The organism is Marinomonas colpomeniae (assembly GCF_014803385.1).
Lineage (GTDB): Bacteria > Pseudomonadota > Gammaproteobacteria > Pseudomonadales > Marinomonadaceae > Marinomonas > Marinomonas colpomeniae.
Genome location: NZ_JACYFC010000001.1, coordinates 414,271 through 434,483, shown reverse-complemented (window position 1 = coordinate 434,483; position 20,213 = coordinate 414,271). Strand labels below are relative to the sequence as shown.

General features: G+C 40.7%; 18 protein-coding genes. 1 reads left to right on the top strand and 17 read right to left on the bottom strand.

The genetic code is table 11. The annotated features are described in order from the left end of the window. Nucleotides 1-226: 226 nt before the first annotated feature. The 14 genes from IF202_RS02085 to bioB all read right to left on the bottom strand — a co-directional run bounded on the left by IF202_RS02085 (nucleotide 227) and on the right by bioB (nucleotide 15,705). Nucleotides 227-2,095 (bottom strand): hypothetical protein, encoded by a 1,869-nt coding sequence (locus IF202_RS02085; RefSeq protein ID WP_191593210.1) that lies wholly within the window; start codon nucleotides 2,093-2,095, stop codon nucleotides 227-229. Nucleotides 2,096-2,097: 2 nt separating this feature from the next. Further along, entirely contained in the window at nucleotides 2,098-3,984 is a 1,887-nt protein-coding gene (locus tag IF202_RS02080) for a hypothetical protein (protein WP_191593209.1), read from the bottom strand. A gap of 51 nt (nucleotides 3,985-4,035) precedes the next feature. Next, entirely contained in the window at nucleotides 4,036-4,470 is a 435-nt protein-coding gene (gene fliJ / locus IF202_RS02075) for a flagellar export protein FliJ (protein WP_191593208.1), read from the bottom strand. A 53-nt stretch (nucleotides 4,471-4,523) separates the two neighbouring features. Then, entirely contained in the window at nucleotides 4,524-5,855 is a 1,332-nt protein-coding gene (gene fliI / locus IF202_RS02070) for a flagellar protein export ATPase FliI (RefSeq protein ID WP_191593207.1), read from the bottom strand. Nucleotides 5,856-5,866: 11 nt separating this feature from the next. Then, on the bottom strand, nucleotides 5,867-6,682 hold the full coding sequence (locus IF202_RS02065) for a FliH/SctL family protein (protein ID WP_191593206.1): 816 nt from the start codon (nucleotides 6,680-6,682) through the stop codon (nucleotides 5,867-5,869). A gap of 7 nt (nucleotides 6,683-6,689) precedes the next feature. Continuing rightward, nucleotides 6,690-7,703: a flagellar motor switch protein FliG gene (gene fliG, locus IF202_RS02060; protein WP_191593205.1), complete on the bottom strand. Its 1,014-nt coding sequence runs from the start codon at nucleotides 7,701-7,703 to the stop codon at nucleotides 6,690-6,692. Next, a complete protein-coding gene (gene fliF / locus IF202_RS02055) occupies nucleotides 7,704-9,377 on the bottom strand; it encodes a flagellar basal-body MS-ring/collar protein FliF (protein WP_191593204.1) in 1,674 nt (557 codons plus the stop codon). Between the two features lie 27 nt (nucleotides 9,378-9,404). Further along, entirely contained in the window at nucleotides 9,405-9,767 is a 363-nt protein-coding gene (gene fliE / locus IF202_RS02050; RefSeq protein WP_191593203.1) for a flagellar hook-basal body complex protein FliE, read from the bottom strand. 66 nt (nucleotides 9,768-9,833) lie between these two features. After that, nucleotides 9,834-11,180 carry a sigma-54-dependent transcriptional regulator gene (locus tag IF202_RS02045; protein ID WP_191593202.1) on the bottom strand — a complete coding sequence of 449 codons (1,347 nt, stop codon included), beginning with the start codon at nucleotides 11,178-11,180 and terminating at the stop codon, nucleotides 9,834-9,836. A 1-nt stretch (nucleotide 11,181) separates the two neighbouring features. Beyond that, nucleotides 11,182-12,336: a sensor histidine kinase gene (locus tag IF202_RS02040; RefSeq protein WP_191593201.1), complete on the bottom strand. Its 1,155-nt coding sequence runs from the start codon at nucleotides 12,334-12,336 to the stop codon at nucleotides 11,182-11,184. After that, a complete protein-coding gene (locus tag IF202_RS17650) occupies nucleotides 12,336-12,806 on the bottom strand; it encodes a helix-turn-helix domain-containing protein (protein ID WP_191593200.1) in 471 nt (156 codons plus the stop codon). The genes IF202_RS02040 and IF202_RS17650 overlap by 1 nt, the downstream gene beginning before the upstream one ends. A gap of 134 nt (nucleotides 12,807-12,940) precedes the next feature. Continuing rightward, nucleotides 12,941-13,564: a dethiobiotin synthase gene (bioD, locus tag IF202_RS02030; RefSeq protein WP_328797182.1), complete on the bottom strand. Its 624-nt coding sequence runs from the start codon at nucleotides 13,562-13,564 to the stop codon at nucleotides 12,941-12,943. A gap of 135 nt (nucleotides 13,565-13,699) precedes the next feature. Next, nucleotides 13,700-14,506, bottom strand: coding sequence for an alpha/beta fold hydrolase (locus IF202_RS02025; protein ID WP_191593199.1), 807 nt, complete (start codon nucleotides 14,504-14,506; stop codon nucleotides 13,700-13,702). Between the two features lie 119 nt (nucleotides 14,507-14,625). Continuing rightward, complete coding sequence (bioB, locus tag IF202_RS02020; RefSeq protein WP_191593198.1) at nucleotides 14,626-15,705, bottom strand: biotin synthase BioB; 1,080 nt, start codon at nucleotides 15,703-15,705, stop codon at nucleotides 14,626-14,628. 38 nt (nucleotides 15,706-15,743) lie between these two features. Between bioB and IF202_RS02015 the strand changes: the two genes are divergently transcribed. Next, a complete protein-coding gene (locus IF202_RS02015) occupies nucleotides 15,744-16,490 on the top strand; it encodes a ComF family protein (RefSeq protein ID WP_191593197.1) in 747 nt (248 codons plus the stop codon). Nucleotides 16,491-16,578: 88 nt separating this feature from the next. On the opposite strand, the gene IF202_RS02010 is transcribed toward IF202_RS02015, so the two are convergent. From IF202_RS02010 to rplI, 3 genes are all read right to left on the bottom strand, one after another. Then, nucleotides 16,579-18,132 carry a methyl-accepting chemotaxis protein gene (locus tag IF202_RS02010; protein ID WP_235963162.1) on the bottom strand — a complete coding sequence of 518 codons (1,554 nt, stop codon included), beginning with the start codon at nucleotides 18,130-18,132 and terminating at the stop codon, nucleotides 16,579-16,581. A 122-nt stretch (nucleotides 18,133-18,254) separates the two neighbouring features. Beyond that, nucleotides 18,255-19,631 carry a replicative DNA helicase gene (gene dnaB / locus IF202_RS02005; protein WP_191593195.1) on the bottom strand — a complete coding sequence of 459 codons (1,377 nt, stop codon included), beginning with the start codon at nucleotides 19,629-19,631 and terminating at the stop codon, nucleotides 18,255-18,257. 120 nt (nucleotides 19,632-19,751) lie between these two features. Beyond that, nucleotides 19,752-20,195, bottom strand: coding sequence for a 50S ribosomal protein L9 (rplI, locus tag IF202_RS02000; protein WP_191593194.1), 444 nt, complete (start codon nucleotides 20,193-20,195; stop codon nucleotides 19,752-19,754). Nucleotides 20,196-20,213: the final 18 nt, after the last annotated feature.

The following is a 20,213-nucleotide window of genomic DNA, read 5'->3' as shown; positions in this document are numbered from 1 at the left end:
ATAATATCCAAGCAACAACGTACCTAATACTGAGCTATCCAGATAAATCACATCTGTCAAATCAAGCTTCATGTGAGCGTAGAATATGGCTCGTAGTAAAGACCTGCTTTAAACGCTTTTTAACAACTGCAATTGAAGTACCCTTCAACTTGAATGGTCAGGCTACTAATTTTCTCACCAAAAAAAGGTTTAGCCACTATTCATACCTAAAACAATAACTGCAAAATTAAAAATTATCACTCGCATTATTAGTTGTTTTAGTGATGCCGCCAGCCTCATTATTAATTGAGAAATTAGGCCCCATTAGCTTATGAACTTTCTCAACAATCTCATCAATAGATGAGCTAGCCCGATTCAATCTAGATAAACCAACACTTCTATCCGACTCAAGTAGTGTCAGTGTAGAGGCCGCCATACTTCTCATACCTTCAATCTGATTTTGAACCTTGCTAATATCATGCTCTATGTCGATGGAAAAACGACGCCTAACCTTATCACTTTGCCCCTCTGCGGCAGAAAGGCTAGAAAGAACACCTGCCCGAACCTCATTAAGACAACGCTCAACATTTTCTAATAAAAAAACATCGGATGATAAGTCTTTCTCAATTAACGCCAACCTCTGTAAGACCAATTCATAACCTAACAACAACGAATCTCGTATCTGCTCAGACAAGCAGATAACTTCACTAAGCTCAACATCATCACCAGAAGATTCGGGGGCAATAACAACATTACTTGATAATGCACCATTTTGGTTGGGTTTTTCGTCAATTAGAGATGCGATTTGTTGTAGTTTAGTAATCTTCTCAAATATAGGCGTCTGTTCATTGCTTTCATTTATTAGACCGAAAAGCTCAATGACACGTCGTCGCACGACCTCTAGAGATACAGCAAAACTTTCATAAGGCGACTCACTCCTTAGCATGCGAATAGGCACATCCCAGACATCTTGCCCCATCAATTTCAAACTATGATGCAAAATTTGAAGCTCTGCTACCTCTGACTTTAATTTAATAGAAATGAAGCACTCTAAGTTTCCACTTTCACTTTCTAGCTCAAGCGCTAAACGGTGAACCTGTAAACAATAAACCCCGTCAGATAACTTCAAAGTTAATTCTTCGTCATGAGTAAAAAAAGATTCAATTATACGTTCACCAATGGGATCATCTAGGCCTGAATCAATACCAAACAGAGTCTCGAATAGCTCTGTATTTTTAAACCAAAGTCTTTCGGCACCTGCGCTCATCCATACTATGTCGCCCTCATTATTAGCAATAAAAAAAGGCTCACTTACTTTAGTTAAAGACTTTTCAATCAAGTCAAAACTTTCATCTTTTTGCTTGAGGTCAAAGTTTCGAGACGCCAGTTCATTATCCATAAAGTGGACTAAATCCGTAAATTCATCAGCCACTTTACGAGAAGGGACCAATAGCGCATGCCCATGCTTATGATGAACCAATATGTAATGCAAACTAGAGAAACCTGAACTCAATTGTCGACTAAACTTAATGGTCATTACAATAATCATAAGGGCAAGTAACAATAGGACAACCACAGGAGCCCACACTAATTGATCAATAAATAATTGACGTTCGTAGTCCAAATCGACACCAATTTTCACAAGGTCATTTTCTAAATTCTCTAATATTGAAAATAGTAAGTGTATAGTCTCTCGCTCTTCCCTTGCTAAAGAGTAAATATCCAACTCTCTTTGACCAAGTAACTCGAGCAAAGCTAGCGGTCGTGAAATATCAAACAACACATCAAAACCATCGAGTTTTTGCTCTATTAATCCATATTCACTCACTAATACATGGTGGTAATACGTAGGAGTCGAAACAGTGTCGTTATATAGGTTTTTTTCCTCTATCAACAACCACCCCAACCAATGCTCTTCGGCATCATGGACAACCCCTATTAACTCACTGAGCTCTTCTTTCTGTAAATTCTGCTTCTCAAGATTCATACTTATCAACATATACAAGCCAACAAAAGCCAGTACCAAAATAAACAGTAGAGCCACAACGCCTTTTTGTAGACTCTGAGTCAATTCTTTTCTTGGAACACTAGAAGATGGTGGATGCGGTATATTCATAGTTAATCATCACCTTTAAAAAAGAATGCTGACGATTGAGAGTCATCAACAAAGGATAAAAAATTTGTTTTATCTATAACAATACGTGTTTGTAAAAAAGGCAAGTGTCTTATTTCATTTCCTAAATCAACCACTTCAGAAGGCATAAGAATTGAGTCTGTATTTTCAGGCAATGAAGCATGCCACTCACAAGAGTCAAAAGACAAAACCAAAGACTCACCACTCCATTCAAGAATAGCAGAAAAAGCATATTGCTCACTGGCATTACGCTTTAGCGTACTAACATTTCCCTCAGAGAAAACCCTATCAAAGCTACGCCCTTCATGAATAACAAAAGGTTTAACGCAATTATTACCAACAACAAAAATAGGTGTTTTATAGGGTGCCACCTCTAAAACTAAACTAGCTTCGATCCAAAATATTGCTCCACCAACTTTCCCTGAATAGTAGCCACTCTTAGGCGTACGAATCAATTGAGCTGTTTCTGCAGGTAAGCAAATCTCAGGAAGCCGAGAACAACTAATTAACCAAGGCTCCATTAAAGGCTCATTCAGTCTATTCAACCAAATATTCTTTACCCAAGGACGAGGTGATGGCATAACTGAACATACACCCTCTAGCTCCCGAATCGACAAGTAAGGCAAGGCAAAATACTCTCCTGCTTGCTCTACGACCAATAACTCAAGAATCTCATCAGCTGGAAATACACCTTCATCTAGAAAAGGTTCTATCATGCTAGGAGGTACTTTCGCATCAACACACTCATTAGATTTAAACCAAAATTCATCATTTACAGTCACAATCTTAGACGCAAAAACAGAGTAACAACCTAAACACTCTTTTTGATCAAATACAAAATAACTATTAGTTGCTTGGATCTCATACAGAAAAGAAGATAAAAAGTCCTGACCTAATCGCTCTACGTATATAATTTTAGAGCGTTTTTCTTGCTGAGACATCAGCCCTGCATAGAAAAAACCGCCATGACGGATAGGAAAGCATGAAGGCGACATGCAAACTTCATCTTTATACTTGCTTTTAATATCAATGAATCTTGCATCACCTAATCTAGGCACAAGACGGTCACACTCTCTTAGAATCACGGAGTCAGAGCCAAAAAGCGCCCCAAACCTTATATAAAAAAGTCGAGAAGATTTATTCTCAAGTAATTCTAAAAGATCATGTCGAGAATTAGCCCCCATAGAATCATGCTGAAAAATAGGCAAAAAGCTAAGTTCACATAACCTCCTCAGTGACTCATCATCACCCTCAAGCTCCACACGCCAACTCAGTGCGGGAAATCTAGCCTTAAGCCATGAGAGAGACTGCACACTAACTAAAGAGAATCGCCCCTCTAAACATGAGAATTTTATGGAATCTAAACAAAAAGAGACTCGCCCTACAGCACTTAGTGATTTTAAATAAGAATCTACTGTTATCGAATGCGCTTTGACATTTGTCGATTGAAATCGAGCCTCATACTTAGAATAGATAGGAGTAAATTTTTCTTCAACCAAAGACAGTGCAGTCCAACAAGGGCGATCAATTGATAAAAGAGGGCTCAACTGCTTAATTCGATCTTTACCGAACTGACTGCCTATAGCCACTTGAAAAAGTGCGTCAGTAGCTGACAAAAAAGCAACATGATAATGAGATAAGTAAGGAGCACCAGATATGAGTAACCTATTAACAGTATCGAGAAGCAAAATAAGCTTTAAGTGGAAGGCTTTAGGAAGAGACTCTAATTGAGCATTTTCTTGAAAAGAGAGCAGAGTAATTTGTAGCCTATCCAAACCAAGTTGAGGGGCATAAGTATACTCATGCAGTGCAAATTCCACCTCAGAAACACACAAGGATAAACTGATGAACTCTTTATTAGGTCGCTCCATGACTCACCCTACCAATAAGTTCAGTGGCTGTAAAAACAGTCTTTGTAAACTTTATCGTGTGTTCTCCAGAAAACGACGCATAGCAAATTCATCATTTTGTCGCTGCTCTTGCTGGGCCTCAATAGCCAATTCCGCTTTATGGCTCTTATCTTTTAGCCAATCCATACTTTTTGTTTTTGATCTTGTTTGTAACCAACCACGCATACTCATATCCGCTTGCTGTTCCGCACGACCTACAGCAAGCTCTTGCTGTACAATAGCTTGCTGCACTCGATCTACAAAATGCTGATAATTAGTCGTCAAGTAAGCACTTAGACCTAAAAGATTACGTTCTGACTCATATTGTCCTGCATAATCTTTTAATTCATTTAGTTTTTGCATATCACTTTGAACTTTTGCTTTATCGCGCGCCAATTGCTGAGCGGCCGAATCTTCTTTGCGCTTAGCAAGGTCTACTAATATTTGCATTCGATGTGATTTTTTCATGCATAGCTCATTTAGAAATTAACTAAATAATAGACTGTTTTATATCTTAACGTCTACTGCCCTGCTGTCATAGCAGTAACCAGAGCCTCTAAACTCTGATCGATTGTGAAACTTTCAGAAAGCGATTGTTGAAGGAAGCTTCGTATTTCTGGCATCTGAATGATAGCTTGATCTAGATCTGGGTCACTGCCTTTGGCATAAGCTCCTACTGAGATTAAATCTTGATTCTGCTGAAACTTAGAGTACAACTGCTTCACGCGCATTGCACCATACAAATGATCCTCACTCACTATATTAGGCATAGCTCGCGATATCGATGCCTCTATATCAATAGCAGGATAGTGGCCCTCTTCAGCCAAACGTCGAGACAAAACAATATGACCATCAAGAATAGCCCGAGAAGCATCAGCAATAGGATCTTGCTGATCATCACCCTCCGTTAATACAGTATAAAATGCAGTTACAGAACCACTACCTTCACGACCATTACCCGCACGCTCGACCAATTGAGGCAGCTTAGAAAAAACCGAAGGCGGATACCCTTTTGTTGCTGGCGGCTCACCAACTGAAAGTGCAATTTCTCGCTGAGCTTGAGCGTAGCGAGTAAGAGAATCCATCAGCAACAATACATTTTTACCTTGATCTCGGTAATACTCGGCAATACGAGTTGCTAGCATAGCTGCACGCAAGCGCATCAATGCAGAATCATCAGCAGGTGAAGCAACAACAACTGAACGAGACAACCCTTCTTCACCCAATATTTGATCAATAAACTCTTTTACTTCTCGGCCACGTTCACCAATTAAGCCGACAACAGTCACATCAGCTTCAGTAAAGCGCGTCATCATGCCTAGCAGTATACTTTTACCTACACCACTGCCCGCAAAGAGACCCAATCGCTGCCCTTTACCAACTGTGAGTAAACTATTAATTGCTTTAATGCCAACATCTAAAGGCTCGCTAATGGGCTTACGCTGCAAAGGATTAATTACATCGCCATGTAAACTCACTGCATCTTTTGTTTTTATAGGACCTTTGCCATCTAAAGGTTTGCCGAGGCCGTTTACCACCCGTCCTAACAATTCATCGCCTACAGGCATTTTGCTGTCTCCGAGTAGCGGACGAACTCTTGCGCCAGGAGAAATACCTTCAATAGCTTCAGTGGGCATTAAATAGGTTAGATCACCAGTAAAACCAACCACCTCAGACTCCACCCAGCGATCTTTTCTTACTTGAACAGAACACCGGTCACCTAATGCCACAACACAACCAACCGCCTCCATAGTTAAACCAACCATACGTGTAACTTTACCTTCGAGTTGAGGTGGCAATGCTACAGGAGATAAACCTCTGAGCTTGTTTAAACGATCTTCAAGAGTAGACAAAGTTATTAGCTCTATTGGTTTTCATGTTCAGGAGAGGAAAGCTGACGAAGTTCACTGCATACGGCTTTTAGCCGCTGCTCAATTCGCCCATCAATGTGAAAGGATTTGGAATCGATAACAAAATCACCACTAGTCAAGGAACCATCAAGATCAAGTTGCAAAGTCAATCTATCCCTTACACCTAGATCTTCCAACATAGAAACATCATCTGGATGCAAACGAAGACGAACACGGCCTTCATATTCACCAATTTCTTCAAATACTTTAGATAGCTGCTCTTTTAAAACTTGATGACCGTCTTGAGTCATTTTAGACAGGCAGACATTTTCTATCATTCTCGCCATCGTCTGATATAAAATATCTTCTGCAGCAGAACGACTATCTTCTAGGGGCTGTGCAATTTCTTTAACAACATTAGCCAAGAGTGCTTCAAGCGCCTCTAATTGACTCTGAGCCTGCACTTTAGCTTGCTCTTTTCCCTCTTCAACGCCAATTTGATGCCCATCTTCATGGCCTTTTTCAAAACCATCAACCTCACCTTTAGAAAAGCCATCTGCATGACCTTTCTTATGCCCTTCCTCTTCACCTTGAATAAAACCTTCATCATAAGCTGCGGAACGGATTTCTTCTAACTGAGAAGCAGTGAGTGGCTCATAAACCAAAGAGTCCTCGTCAACTTCTTCTATATCTTCAATGAGACTTTTTTTTATTAAAATTGCAGGGCCAGTATCATTAGCCTTAGAGGTATTGTTTTCTAAATGTGGCAATTCCCAGCGCTCGTAAGCCGTCAGCTTACGTTCGTTTTTATCTTTGTTTTGATCGGACATCGGCTAACTATACCATCTGCTCGCCACCGCCACCGAGAACAATCTCCCCGTTATCAGCAAGGCGTCTGGCAACAGCCAGTATTTCTTTTTGAGCCACTTCCACTTCACTAACGCGAACAGGACCTTTCGCCTCTAGATCATCTTTCAACATATCGGCAGCACGAGACGACATATTTTTAAACACTTTTTCTTGCATGTCTGGATCAGCACCTTTCAATGCTAAAATTAAGGTTTCAGACTCTACTTCACGGAGAATAACCTGAATACCACGATCATCAACTTCTAACAAATTATCAAAGACAAACATCATGTCTTGTATCGTATTAGCAAGATCTTCATCCACATCACGAATAGACTCCATCAATTCTGATTCCACAGAACTATCAATGAAGTTCATAATATTGGCAGCAGTACGCACCCCCCCAATGGTTGTAGATTGGGTAGATTGATTACCGGAAAATTGTCGTTCAAGTATGTCATTCAATTCCTGTAACGCAGCAGGTTGAACTGTTTCTAAAGCCGCAACACGCAATACAATATCTAAACGAACTCGTTCATCAAAATTAGCAAGAATATCTGCTGCTTGATCTGGATCTAAATAAGAAATAACGATGGCTTGAATCTGAGGATGCTCATAACGAATGACATCAGCTACCGCCCTTGACTCCATCCATTTAAGAGTATCTAAACCTGTTGTATTGCCACCCAGCAATATACGATCAATTAAGCTACCGGCTTTTTCCTCACCGAGAGCTTCTCTAAGCATGTTACGAATATAACCATCCGCCCCTAAACCTAAACCAGTCTGATCACCAACTAACACCAAAAAATCATCAAGGACTTTTTCTACTTGATGTCGTTGAACATTGGCCAGTTGAGCCATAGTTGAACCGATTCGTTGAACTTCTTTCGGCCCCATATGCTTAAGAATTTGCGCAGCATCAGACTCGCCAAGCGACATGAGAAGCACGGCTGCTTTTTCTACTGAACTTAATTCTGAACCTTGGCCAGTATCACTCATTTATTTTTCCATTACCCATTGTTTAACAACTTGAGCAACACGCTCGGGTTCTTCTGCGATTAAACCGCGAATTGCATTTAATTGACGATCAATTTTTTCAGGGGAGCCAGGTACCAATATATCTTCAGCACTAACAAGTGACACTTGATCGTCTGAAATTTCATCCGTTTCATCAGAGAAAATTGCCGCTTCGGTATCATCCGCAACTGCGATTTTATTCTGCTCACTAAGCGCTTTCAACACAGGACGAACAACAACAAGTAATAATATTAGTACAAATATCCCAACCAAAGTTGGCTGTAGTAAGTCTAAGAACCAAGCCTGCTTATAAAATGGAACTTCTACAGCCGGCTCCACAGGATCCGGCACCGCAAAAGGCGAATTAATTACACTGACACTATCACCACGTGATGGATCATAACCTACAGCATCGCGAACCAATAAAGTCAAACGTCCGAGGTCGTTATCATTCCAAGGTGTACGCACTAAGGCCGACGTATCTGTATCTAAACTTGCCAAATCATCAACAACAACAGCAACAGATAGACGCCTTACAGTACCTTGTTGATTCTTTGTATAGCTGATACTTCGATCCAACTCAAAATTACGGGTTGTTTCTTCACGAGACTGACCATTTGCAGCGTTAGAATCACCACCAATAAGCGCACCATTTTCATCGACCGCTTCAGGGATGGTTACCGCTCCAGGAGGCTGATTCGTTAACGCACCAGGAATACCACTAGTGTTAGCACCAGCGCCTTTATTTTCTTTTAGTGTTTGCTCACTTCGTAGCGCCAAAAGGTCAGGATTGAATTGTTCAGCAGTTTTTTCTATCGCGGTAAAATCAACATCAGCAGACACTTCTGCCCTAAATCGACCCTGACCAACAACGGCACCAAGAATGCTATTTACTCGCTGCAACAATACTTCTTCAACTTTACGAGCATAATCAAACTGCTTTCCAGCAACAGATAATTCTGAATCTGAATCCTTTTCACTTAACAACGTACCTCGCTGATCAACGACAGTGACGTCTTTGTCACTAAGCTGGGAAATACTAGAAGCAACCAAATTAACAATGGCCTCAACCTGACTTCTGTCTAGGCGTCTACCAGGGTATAACTCTAAAAAAACAGAAGCTGAAGGTTTACGAGTATCACGAACAAATACAGATTCCTTTGGTATAGCCAAATGAACTCGAGCACTTTTAATACTTTGCAAGCTAGTAATAGTTCGGCTTAATTCGCCCTCTAACCCTCGTCTATAGCGCGTTGTTTCTACAAATTGAGAGGTGCCTAAACCTTGCTCTTGATCCATTATCTCCATACCAACGATATTATCGGAAACAATGCCAGAGCCTGCTAATTTAAGACGAGCCTGATGATAGAATTCAGATTCAACAAGCAAAGCACCTGTATTCTCATCTAACTTGAAAGGAATATTATTAACGCTAAGAAGTTCAACTATTTGATCGGCGTTATAGTCAGTAATACTACTAAGTACCGGTTTGTACTCTGGACCATTGCTCCATAGAACCGCCGATAATCCAATTGCGATAGACGCAGCTAAGCCGACCATTAATGCAAGCTGACGAATAACGGTCAATTTGTTAAAGCCAGTAACTAACTCTAAATAGAGCTTTTGCTCCGATTGTTCTGCAGGGACATTATCCATTAAAAAGCGCCAAGCGGTTTGTTATGCCTAAATAGGCATATTCATGATTTTTTCATACGCGTCTACAAGTTTATTACGTACTTGGGTCATTGCTTCAAATGACACACTCGATTTTTGCAGACCTATCATAACTTGAGGTAAATCAACCCCGTCGTCACCACGTTCATAAGATTGGGCCAACTGTGTCGCATCCTTTTGCAAGGCGTTCACATTATTAACCGCATTTTTCAACATTTCGGAAAAATCCGCACGCTCAACACTTTGAAGACCGCCGCCTTCACCACCTATTTTAGTAACATTAGATACAGGAGTGCCCGGCGCTTGAACCTGCGACTGCATATCCCTCATTTGGGACAACACCTGATTAATGTCTGGTCGACCAGTAATCATGTTACTCACCTAAAAAACCATATACATACAGCTTAGCATAAAGCTAATTAAAACAAGATACAAAAATCAATCAACATCAATACCACTTTCACGCATTTTAGCGATTTTATAGCGCAGAGTTCTAGGACTAATACCTAATTTATCTGCAACCACTTTACGCTTTCCATTCGCATCGATTAATGCTTGAGCAATAATACGGAACTCGTGCTGCTGAACCCCTTTACCAAGAATCGAGGCGACACTGTCCTCTTCGACTTCTACCTCTTCTACAGCAGGTGATAAGCTCATCATATCAAATGCGATATGGTCCTCATTAATTTGCGCATTAGGGCTCAAAATTAACGCCCTCTGTATCACATTATCCAGTTCCCGAACATTACCAGGCCAAGGGTGCGCCTCTAACTTACTCTGAGCTGATGGTTTAAATACGGCTGAAGGTATGCGCATTTTAGCAGCGTGCTTAGCAAGTATATGCTGAGCGATGGGTAAAATATCGCCTTTTCGCTCACGGATTGGTGACCAGCGAAGTGGAAACACATTAAGTCGGTAATACAAATCCTCTCTAAAGCCGCCCTCACGAACATATTCCACAAGATCTCTGTTTGTTGTAGCAATAATTCGAACATCGAGAGGGATCGACTTCTTACCACCAAGACGCTCAACTTCTTGTTCTTGCAAAACACGTAATAACTTCGCCTGTAAACCAACGTCCATTTCTGTAATTTCATCTAACAGCAAAGTACCACCATTAGCTTGCTCGAACTTACCAGCCTGAGAGGAAACAGCTCCTGTATAAGCGCCTTTTTCATAACCAAAAAGAATCGCCTCAAGCATATTTTCAGGAATAGCAGCGCAGTTAATAGCAATGAAAGGTGCATTTGGTCGACTGGATTCTTGATGTATATAATGCGCAAGCACTTCTTTACCGGTACCACTTTCACCACAAATTAACACGGTAGAATCGGTTACTGCCACTCGCTTCGCAAGTTCTAATAGAGCAATACTTGATGGGTCTTTCGCAATAGGCTGAGAATTAGAAGAAGATACTGTTTTAACGGTATATTTAGCAATAGCACTTAGCAACTCCTCTTCTTGAAAAGGCTTTAACAAATAATCTACCGCGCCATCTCGCATCGCCTCTACAGCATGCGCTATATCACCGTAAGCCGTCATCAACATAATAGGCAGCTCTGGGTAAGTATCAATCACATGATGAAGTAAACCATAGCCGTCCATGCCAGGTAAGTTTACATCTGACACAACCATATCAAACTGATTATGTTTCAGTGCAACTACTGCCTCTTCTGCACTATAAACCATTTTACATTGATAACTGGCCAACATCAGCGTATCTTCCAGCGCTTCAGCCAACCCTTTATCATCCTCTACAATTAATAACTTAACATCAGACATGTCATACCCTTACAAGAGGAAGTGTCAAACTGGCTGTTGTGCCAGCCCCCTCTATACTGTCTATATCAAACTGTCCATGATGAGCCCTAGCAATAGCCTTAACAACCATCAAGCCCAAACCTGTTCCATGTTGTTTTGTCGTTACAAAACCTTCCTGCACATGCTCTAAATGCTCTTTAGACATGCCGATACCACGATCTCTAAAGGTCAGTATTATATTTCCTTCATTACAATGCCAGCTCAATCGCACAATAGCGCCTTCAGATTGAGCATCAATAGCATTATTTAAAAGATTCAATAGAGCGCCTAGTAAAGTTTCCTTATTACATTGAATATAATCCGTTGACGAAAAATCTTCACCATCCGAGTCAAATTGCATGTTTTTTTGCTCTGATATCTCCTGACAATGACTCGTAAGCTCTTCAATAAAAGCAGAAACTCCAACGGTTTCGTCTAGTTTTATTTCACTTCGAGAAAAAATCAACATATCTCGAATTTGCTTTTCTATTTTTGCCAATCGATCAACTAATTTATTCGCGAAATTTTGTCGCATAACAGGTGCAAGATCTGGTTTTTGCAGATGCCCAGCATAAAGTGTTGCGGAAGACAAAGGCGTTCGAATTTGATGAGCAAGAGCCGCAACCATGGTTCCCATATTAGATAAACGCTCATGATGATTAAGCTTTTTCTGCAATAAATAAGCCTCTGTTAAATCGACCAGAATCACCAATTGACCAGGCACATTACCAAGAGACGCAGTCTCTACACGAACGCGACGCCCGGTTACCATACTAACGTCATGACCATCATCCTCTTGAGGACGAAAACTCAGAGGGACAATCGCCCCCCATGACTTACCCGTTAACGGGAAATTAAAGAGACGCTCTGCAACAGGGTTAGCCATTACAACCAAACCCTCTTCACTTAGCAACAACACACCAACCGGCATAGATTCAAACAGCTGCTGAAATTGCAAAACCAGAACACGATTTTTGTCTTGTTCCTGACGCTTTGCCTGCTCTGATTTTTCTAATTGATTGGATAGGTGAGCCACTTGATTCTGAAGGTCTAAATAAGATTTTGCCAATACATCAGAAGATTCACTAAACTCTTTAAAGGCGGTTTTTAATTCCGCTATTTCTTCATCCTTAGTCACTAAAACTCCGACTTATCAATATTATAGCGACGCATTTTTTCAATCAGCGTTGTACGTTGTATTTGTAAATTTTGCGCCGCCTTAGACACTACCCCTTGGGTAGACACTAAAGCTTGACGAATAAGAAGAGCCTCTAGGTGGCGTACGTGTAAATTTAAATTCAAACCAGATGCCTGAGGAAAGCTTTGCAGCTGCTTAATATCTTTTAGTATTAAAGAAAGGGCTTGAGAACGCCAAGGCAAAGGCAATAGCCAAACATTGTAATCACCAACTACATCCATTGAATGACTCAAAGAGATAATAGGAACCATTTCATCTAGCTCAAAAGATTGTACAGCCTTTCCTAACACCACAAAATCGGGCAATTGAAAGGCCATCAAAGACGTACCATGCTCTATGCCAATAAAAGTTAAGATACTGGAAACACTTGAAACCTCTTCGTCATCTAAACCGCACAACCAAGCTTTCACACCACCACCTCAACCTAAAATAAATAAGTAACACTCACTGTATTACTATAATAATGCAGTGTTATCTTACACTTTCAAGCCACATAATTATTTATAATGAAAAAAAGAGCTTATCAAAATCATTTTCATCGGCCTTAAAAGGTAACACACCTAATAATGTGTGCAGATAAAAGTGACGCAAGACTGGATACACTGTCTTCATAAAAAGGCATTTTTTCCTGCCCTATATTAACAACCCAACCAGCTAATATTAAACCATCACGAACAATAGTTTCAGCGGTTAATATTGCATGATTTAAACCACCAGGCTCAATATTTACGACCAAAATAACAGGGAAGCCCAAAGCCTTAGCAACATCAGACAAGAACTCCCTGTCATTCAGCGGAGCCCTCCACCCACTAATGCCTTCTACCAAAGTAAATTCATGAGGCGTCAACAAAGCTCCTTTTATAAACCCTTCCAGACGAGACACTGTCACCAATCTATTACTCTTCATTGCCGCAACATAAGGCTCAACAGCTAACTCAAACACAATAGGATTGGTTTGTTCATAAGGTAAGTTCACACTACTTGCTTCTTGAATAAGTAATGCAGCTCTATTTCGTAAAGCGCCATTAATTAAGTTAGCACCTGTCGCAATAGGCTTAAGCCCCAAAGACCTTGCTCCAGCACGAGCTGCAGCAGCTAGCAACCCCACGGTCAAAGATGTCTGATCCGTATCTGAATCCGCACCTGTTATAAAAAAACGTTTTTTCACACCAGACCTTAAAATAGTAACTCGTTAAGTAGCAACATTACAGAAAAATCCAAAGTACATTTTTTACTGTACTGAAAGGAATAATTAAACCTAGAAATATACCTAACTAAACACTATACCAAAGCAAATACACCACTATGATAATGAATTCGCATCGATAAATTTTTCTATGTATTTCACACATTCATTTTGATTTTCAAGAAAAGGTTGGTGCGCACAATCCGACAATATTACAATTTTTTGCAAGGGATTTACGTCAGTTTGATGCTCTAAAGCCCGGATAGAAATTAGGGCATCTTTATTACCTAAGATGTGCAAATTAGGCATATCCAAAACGGACCATTCACGACGAACATCTAATGACTTAAGCAAACGAAGACCGCCAATTAAAGCCGAACGGTTCAAGGTTGCAATAGGCAGGAAAGATTGCAACTGCTTAGTAAGAAAAACCGTATTTCCAGCACCTTTAGATTGAAGCATAACAAAGCGATTTACCCCCTCCCCTGGAGCTTCTTTCACTAAAGAGGCCAAAACATTAAAGTCATCCAACGACATGGCGTCAGACCAGCCTTCTCTCTGCACAAAACTTGGGGACGCAGATAAAGTAATCAAACCCTGAACACAACTAGAGCGACGAGCAGCAACATAAACAGATACCATCCCCCCTAAAGACCAACCAATCCACCACGCACGCTTTGGCGCCGCTGCAATCAACTGCTCAGATAGGGCATCAATATCATAATTAGGCCCAATACGAGAACGAACAATCCACTGCTCATCAAGCGATATTCCAGGCAAGTTAGCCAACACCACATAAAAACGCTCACTAAGACGTAAAGCAAAAGCACGCATTACTTCTTTTGGCATGGCCCAACCAGACACCATGAAAATAGCCAGGTTTGATGAATCTCCAAACGCCTCTGTCTCAATAGGTGCGCGCATACTAGCCCTCTATGTTTTCGTTAGTCTAACTCGCTGAAGTGCTTGTCATAATAGCACTAAATTACCTTTCAAGTGGGTAACAACTAACGCAAAGAAGCATTAAGACTAAATTAGATATATTACGCACTAACTTCATAGAATAACTTAGACTCCTCCTGCCTCATCGCCTGTAATGCGATAGCTTCCACTACGACCTCGTCAGAATTCTCTTCACGTTTTTCAGAATTGATACCCAAATTAGCAAACAGCGTCATATCCTTATCCGCTTCAGGGTTACCGGTAGTAAGCAGCTTTTCACCATAGAAAATAGAATTCGCGCCAGCCATAAAACATAAAGCTTGCGTTTCATCACTCATGCCATGACGACCTGCCGACAAACGAACATGAGATTTTGGCATCAAAATACGCGCAACAGCAATAGTTCGAATAAACTCAAAGATATCCAGGTCATCAACACTCTCCATTGGCGTACCCTCCACTTTCACCAACATATTAATTGGCACGCTTTCAGGGTGCGGAGACATTTGAGAAAGTTGACGCAATAAACCAACACGATCTTTCTGCTCCTCTCCCATCCCCATAATGCCACCACAACACAACTTAATTCCAGAACCACGCACGCGAGCTAGCGTATCAAGTCGATCTTGATAGGTTCTTGTGGTAATAATGCTGTCGTAAAATTCAGCAGACGTATCTAAGTTATGATTATAATAATCAAGCCCAGCACTTGACAAAGACTCAGCCTGCTCATTATTTAAAGTACCCAAAGTAACACAAGACTCCAAGCCCAAAGATTTCACACCCTTGATCATCTCAAGCACATAAGGAAAATCCTTTTCTGAAGGACGCTTCCATGCCGCCCCCATGCAAAAACGACTTGCACCTTTTTCTTTAGCAAGAGCCGCCTCCTCGAGTACTTTTTGAACTTCCATGAGTTTTTCTTTTTTTAACTCGGTATTGTAATGACCACTTTGCGGACAATACTTACAATCCTCAGGGCAAGCTCCCGTTTTAATAGACAAAAGAGTGCTCACCTGTACTTCATTCGGTTTAAAATTTTCTCTATGAACTTCTTGCGCACGAAACATTAAATCCATAAATGGCATATCAAAAAACGCTGCAATCTCAGGGCGACTCCAATCAAAGCGTGGCTCACTAGCATTTAATATAGGCTTATTTACAGATGTATTTAAAGGCATACTACTCTCCATAGAAGAAATTCAATGGAGTAATACTAATGGACTGGAAAACACTGTCAACTAAGATTTTAAATAGTGTTTACAATAGGTTGTTTTTAACTCAATGCTATCTCTGCGACACAAAAAGCAAACACCCCCTCTGTCAACACTGCCGCAAAGGCTTCACAAAAAATACATTTAGCTGTTATCACTGCAAACACCCAACAGATACACAAAACATTTTATGCGGACAATGTCAGATATCACTCCCTGCCTACCAAAACTGCATTGCACCCTATCGATTTGAGGGAATCGTCAAAATCCTCATTCATAGTATTAAATTCAACCAAAGCAGCCACCACATTCGCCCACTAACCTACCTATTAGGCGAAGAGCTTATTAAAGAATATTCATCAAAACCTTGGCCAGAGCAAATACTTTATGTACCAAGTCATCCAAGCAGAATTAAAGAGCGTGGCTTTTGCCAAACACAAATAATGACCAAACAACTAATTAAATACCTTCAAACATACACCACAGAAAAGCACATAAAAATAACCCACCCCAATCCAATAAAAAAGATTAAGGATACCCAAGCACAACATTTACTAAATAAGAAAGAACGATTAAAAAACCCAAAAAACAACTATCTAGTTGATCAGTCTATTGCAAAACATGTCGCTTTATTCGATGACGTTATGACAACCGGAAGTACAATCGAAAACTGCACAAAACTGCTATTAAACTCAGGTGCCGAGCAAGTTGATATCTGGGTAATTGCCAGAACACCAGATAAAGAACACTAACCTAAACACTGATAATTTTTCCTATAAAAAAGCCTCTTGAAAATCTTCCAAGAGGCTTAAAAACTATATTGTTTCGAAACTCAAATAATTACTGCTTCATTCGTTCAGCAAGATTCCCTTGCTCATATGCCTCTTCTTCGATATGGGTAATATTTAGCACAATATTTTCAGCACGCTCAATACTATTACTACCTAAAGCATCAACCTCTGCCATTTTACTATTTAAGTCACGAGCCACTTCAGCCTGCTCTTCAGAAGAAACATTAATCTGCGCAGTCATTTCAACAACCTGCTTAATCGCCACCTCAATATCACTCATTTTCTGAGCAACGTCATTAACACTGTCAACACCTTTTTGCGCAACCAAAGTGCCTTTATCAATAGTTTCACTCACATTAGCCGTATTCTTTTTCAGCTCTTCAGTCATATCATTAATGCTTTGTGTTGCATTTTGAGTACGAATTGCTAAAGCCCTTACTTCATCAGCAACAACAGCAAAACCTCTACCAGCCTCACCCGCTCGCGCAGATTCAATCGCCGCATTCAGCGCCAGTAAATTTGTTTGATCTGCAATATCACTAATTGAATTAACAACTTCATTAATACTATCGCTTCGCTCTGCCAGCACAGAAACCACCACTTTAGCGTCTGATATATCACTGTAAACTTGCCTCATCGTTTCACCAGTTTCCTGAGCCAATAAACGACTTTCTCGGGTCAAAGACCCAACAGACTCAGTTGCCTCAACAGCAACTGCTACATGCGATGCGACCTGGGTAACACTTGAAAGCAACTGAGAGCTTGCTGCAACAACATCTTGGAATGTATTACGTTGCTTATTAAAATTCTCCAAATTTGTCGTCACACTTCCCTTCGCATCAGAGGCCCTTTGACGAAGCTGCTGAGCACCTTCCTTCAAACGATATCTAAAAGTATTACCCGCCGCTTCCTGATGTATTTTTGCAAACTTAATAGCAGCTTTTGCACCGACTGATTTACAGTATAAATACTGCCCAATAGGGTTATGTGCTTCATCAGATAAACTCGAAACAACAGAATCCAACGATTTGTTTTGATGATAGATCAACCAAATACCTAAAAGCGCGACAATGGGAGAAAAAAATTGAAAAAACAAAACATTAGATAATACAGAACCTGAAGCCAACATAAGAAAAAATACGATTAGAGGCCACGACGCATTAGTCAAATGCGAACCAATTTTTGCTGCCCAAGGGAGTAAATTTTTTCCAGAATTAATTCGATCATAAATGGACTGAGCGTGAGTGATTTCATCTTTTGTAGCCTTGCGCCGAACAGACTCATAACCAATCACCTTGTTGCCATCTAACAAAGGACTAACATGAGCGCTCACCCAATAGTGATCTCCATTCTCACAACGGTTCTTTACTAACCCCATCCAGCTTTTTCCAGCCTTCAGATTAGCCCACATATCAGCAAAAACAGCAGAAGGAACATCTGGGTGACGAATGCAGTTGTGAGGGGAGCCTATTAAAGAATCACGCTCATAACCCGCGACCTCACAAAAAGCATCATTAACAAAGGTAATACGCCCTTTTGTATCTGTACTAGAAACTAAAACATATTCTTTAGGAAAATCATTTTCCCTATGTGTGACGGGCATTTTGCGCATATACACCTTCGGTTTAGGTTTTATTATTAGTAATCAATCCATTCTAGCAGTTTGACACACATAAGAGCTTACAAATAATTACATAGAAAACTGACATATATCAACAAACAAGCCTATTCATCATCAAAATCTTGATAAGCTCCCGGAGCCAAGTCTTCAAAGCGAGTATATTTACCAACAAAAGCCAATCGACAAGTACCAATAGGTCCGTTACGCTGCTTACCAATAATTATTTCGGCAATACCTTTATGGGGAGTGTCTTCGTGATACACCTCATCACGATAAACAAATGAAATAACATCCGCATCCTGCTCTATCGCTCCCGACTCACGCAAATCGGAGTTTACAGGGCGCTTATTTGGTCGATTCTCCAAACTCCGATTAAGCTGAGACAAGGCAACAACGGGGCATTCCATTTCTTTAGCAAGAGCCTTAAGGGATCGAGATATTTCAGAGATCTCATTGGTACGACCTTCCGTAAAGCCAGGAATCTGCATCAACTGAAGGTAATCGACCATTATCATAGCCACACCATCATGCTCACGAGCAATGCGACGCACACGTGAGCGCATCTCCGTAGGGCTTATACCACCAGTATCATCTATAAATAATTTTCGATCTTTCAGCATTTTCACCGCTGACATTAATTTATCCCAGTCTTCCTGTATCAACTGACCAGAACGCATGCGCGTTTGATCGATTCGACCAAGTGATGACAACATACGCATCATCAACTGCTCTGAGGGCATCTCTAAGCTGAAGACAATCACAGGCTTATCTGTGATCATGGTAGCGTTTTCGACTAAGTTCATCGCAAAGGTCGTTTTACCCATAGAAGGACGACCCGCAACAATAATCAAATCTGATTTTTGCATACCTGCGGTCATAGCATCCAAATCTGTAAAGCCAGTACTTAAACCAGTAATCGCACCTTCTTGATGATAAAGCTCATCAATTTTATCTACTGTCGCACTAAGAATATCAGCCGCAATTCGAGGGCCGCCTTTTTTCTCCCCACCTTCAGCAATTTGGAATATTTTTCGCTCAGCTTCATCCAACACTTCTGCAGCCGTCATTCCCTCAGGGCGAAAAGCCCGCGAAGAAATGTCATTTGTAGTAGAAATCAAACGACGTAAAATAGAGCGCTCACGAACAATATCTGCATAAGAGGCTATATTTGAGGAGCTGGGCGTTGCTTCAGCCACCTCGATTAAATACGCCATACCACCGATGGATTCAAGATCGCCACGTTTATCTAGACGTTCACCAATGGTAACTACATCAATTGGCTCTGACTCATCGGCTAATCGAGCAATAACGGCAAAAATAGATTGATGCTCTGGACGATAAAAATCATCTGCAATAACAAGCTCAGAGACTTTTTCCCAAGCTTCAGGGTCAAGCATTAATCCACCGACGACTGAACGCTCAGCCTCAATAGAATATGGAGGTAGTTTAATTGAAGCGACTTCAGAATCATTTAGTTGCACGCAGAGCACCCATACAAAAACGGAAAAAATAAAGAGGGATTAGCTTATCACGACCATAAAAAAAGGGCATCTTGCAATCAGCAAGACACCCCTTTTGAGCAAACAATTTGGACAACCAAATTACTCAGCAACAACACTCAAAGTAACAGTCACTACTACTTCAGAATGAAGCTGTAGATCTACTTCAAAAGAACCAGTATGACGGATAGCGCCTTCAGGAAGACGAACTTCAGCTTTTTCTACTGCTATTTCAGCAGAAATTGCTTCAGCGATATCACGCGTACCGATAGAACCGAAAAGCTTACCTTCATCACCAGCGTTAGCTAAGATAGTGAAAGTTTTACCTTCTAGAGTCAAAGCACGAGCTTCAGAAACGCCTTTACGCTCTGCTGCTTTCGCTTCAAGTTCTACACGGCGCTCTTCAAAGCTAGCCAAGTTGGCTTTTGTTGCTTTTACTGCTTTTTTGTTCGGAATCAAAAAGTTACGAGCATAACCCGGTTTAACGACTGCAACGTCACCAATACCGCCTAGCTTGTTTACTTTGTCGAGTAGAATAACTTCCATCTCGATCACCTCTAATTA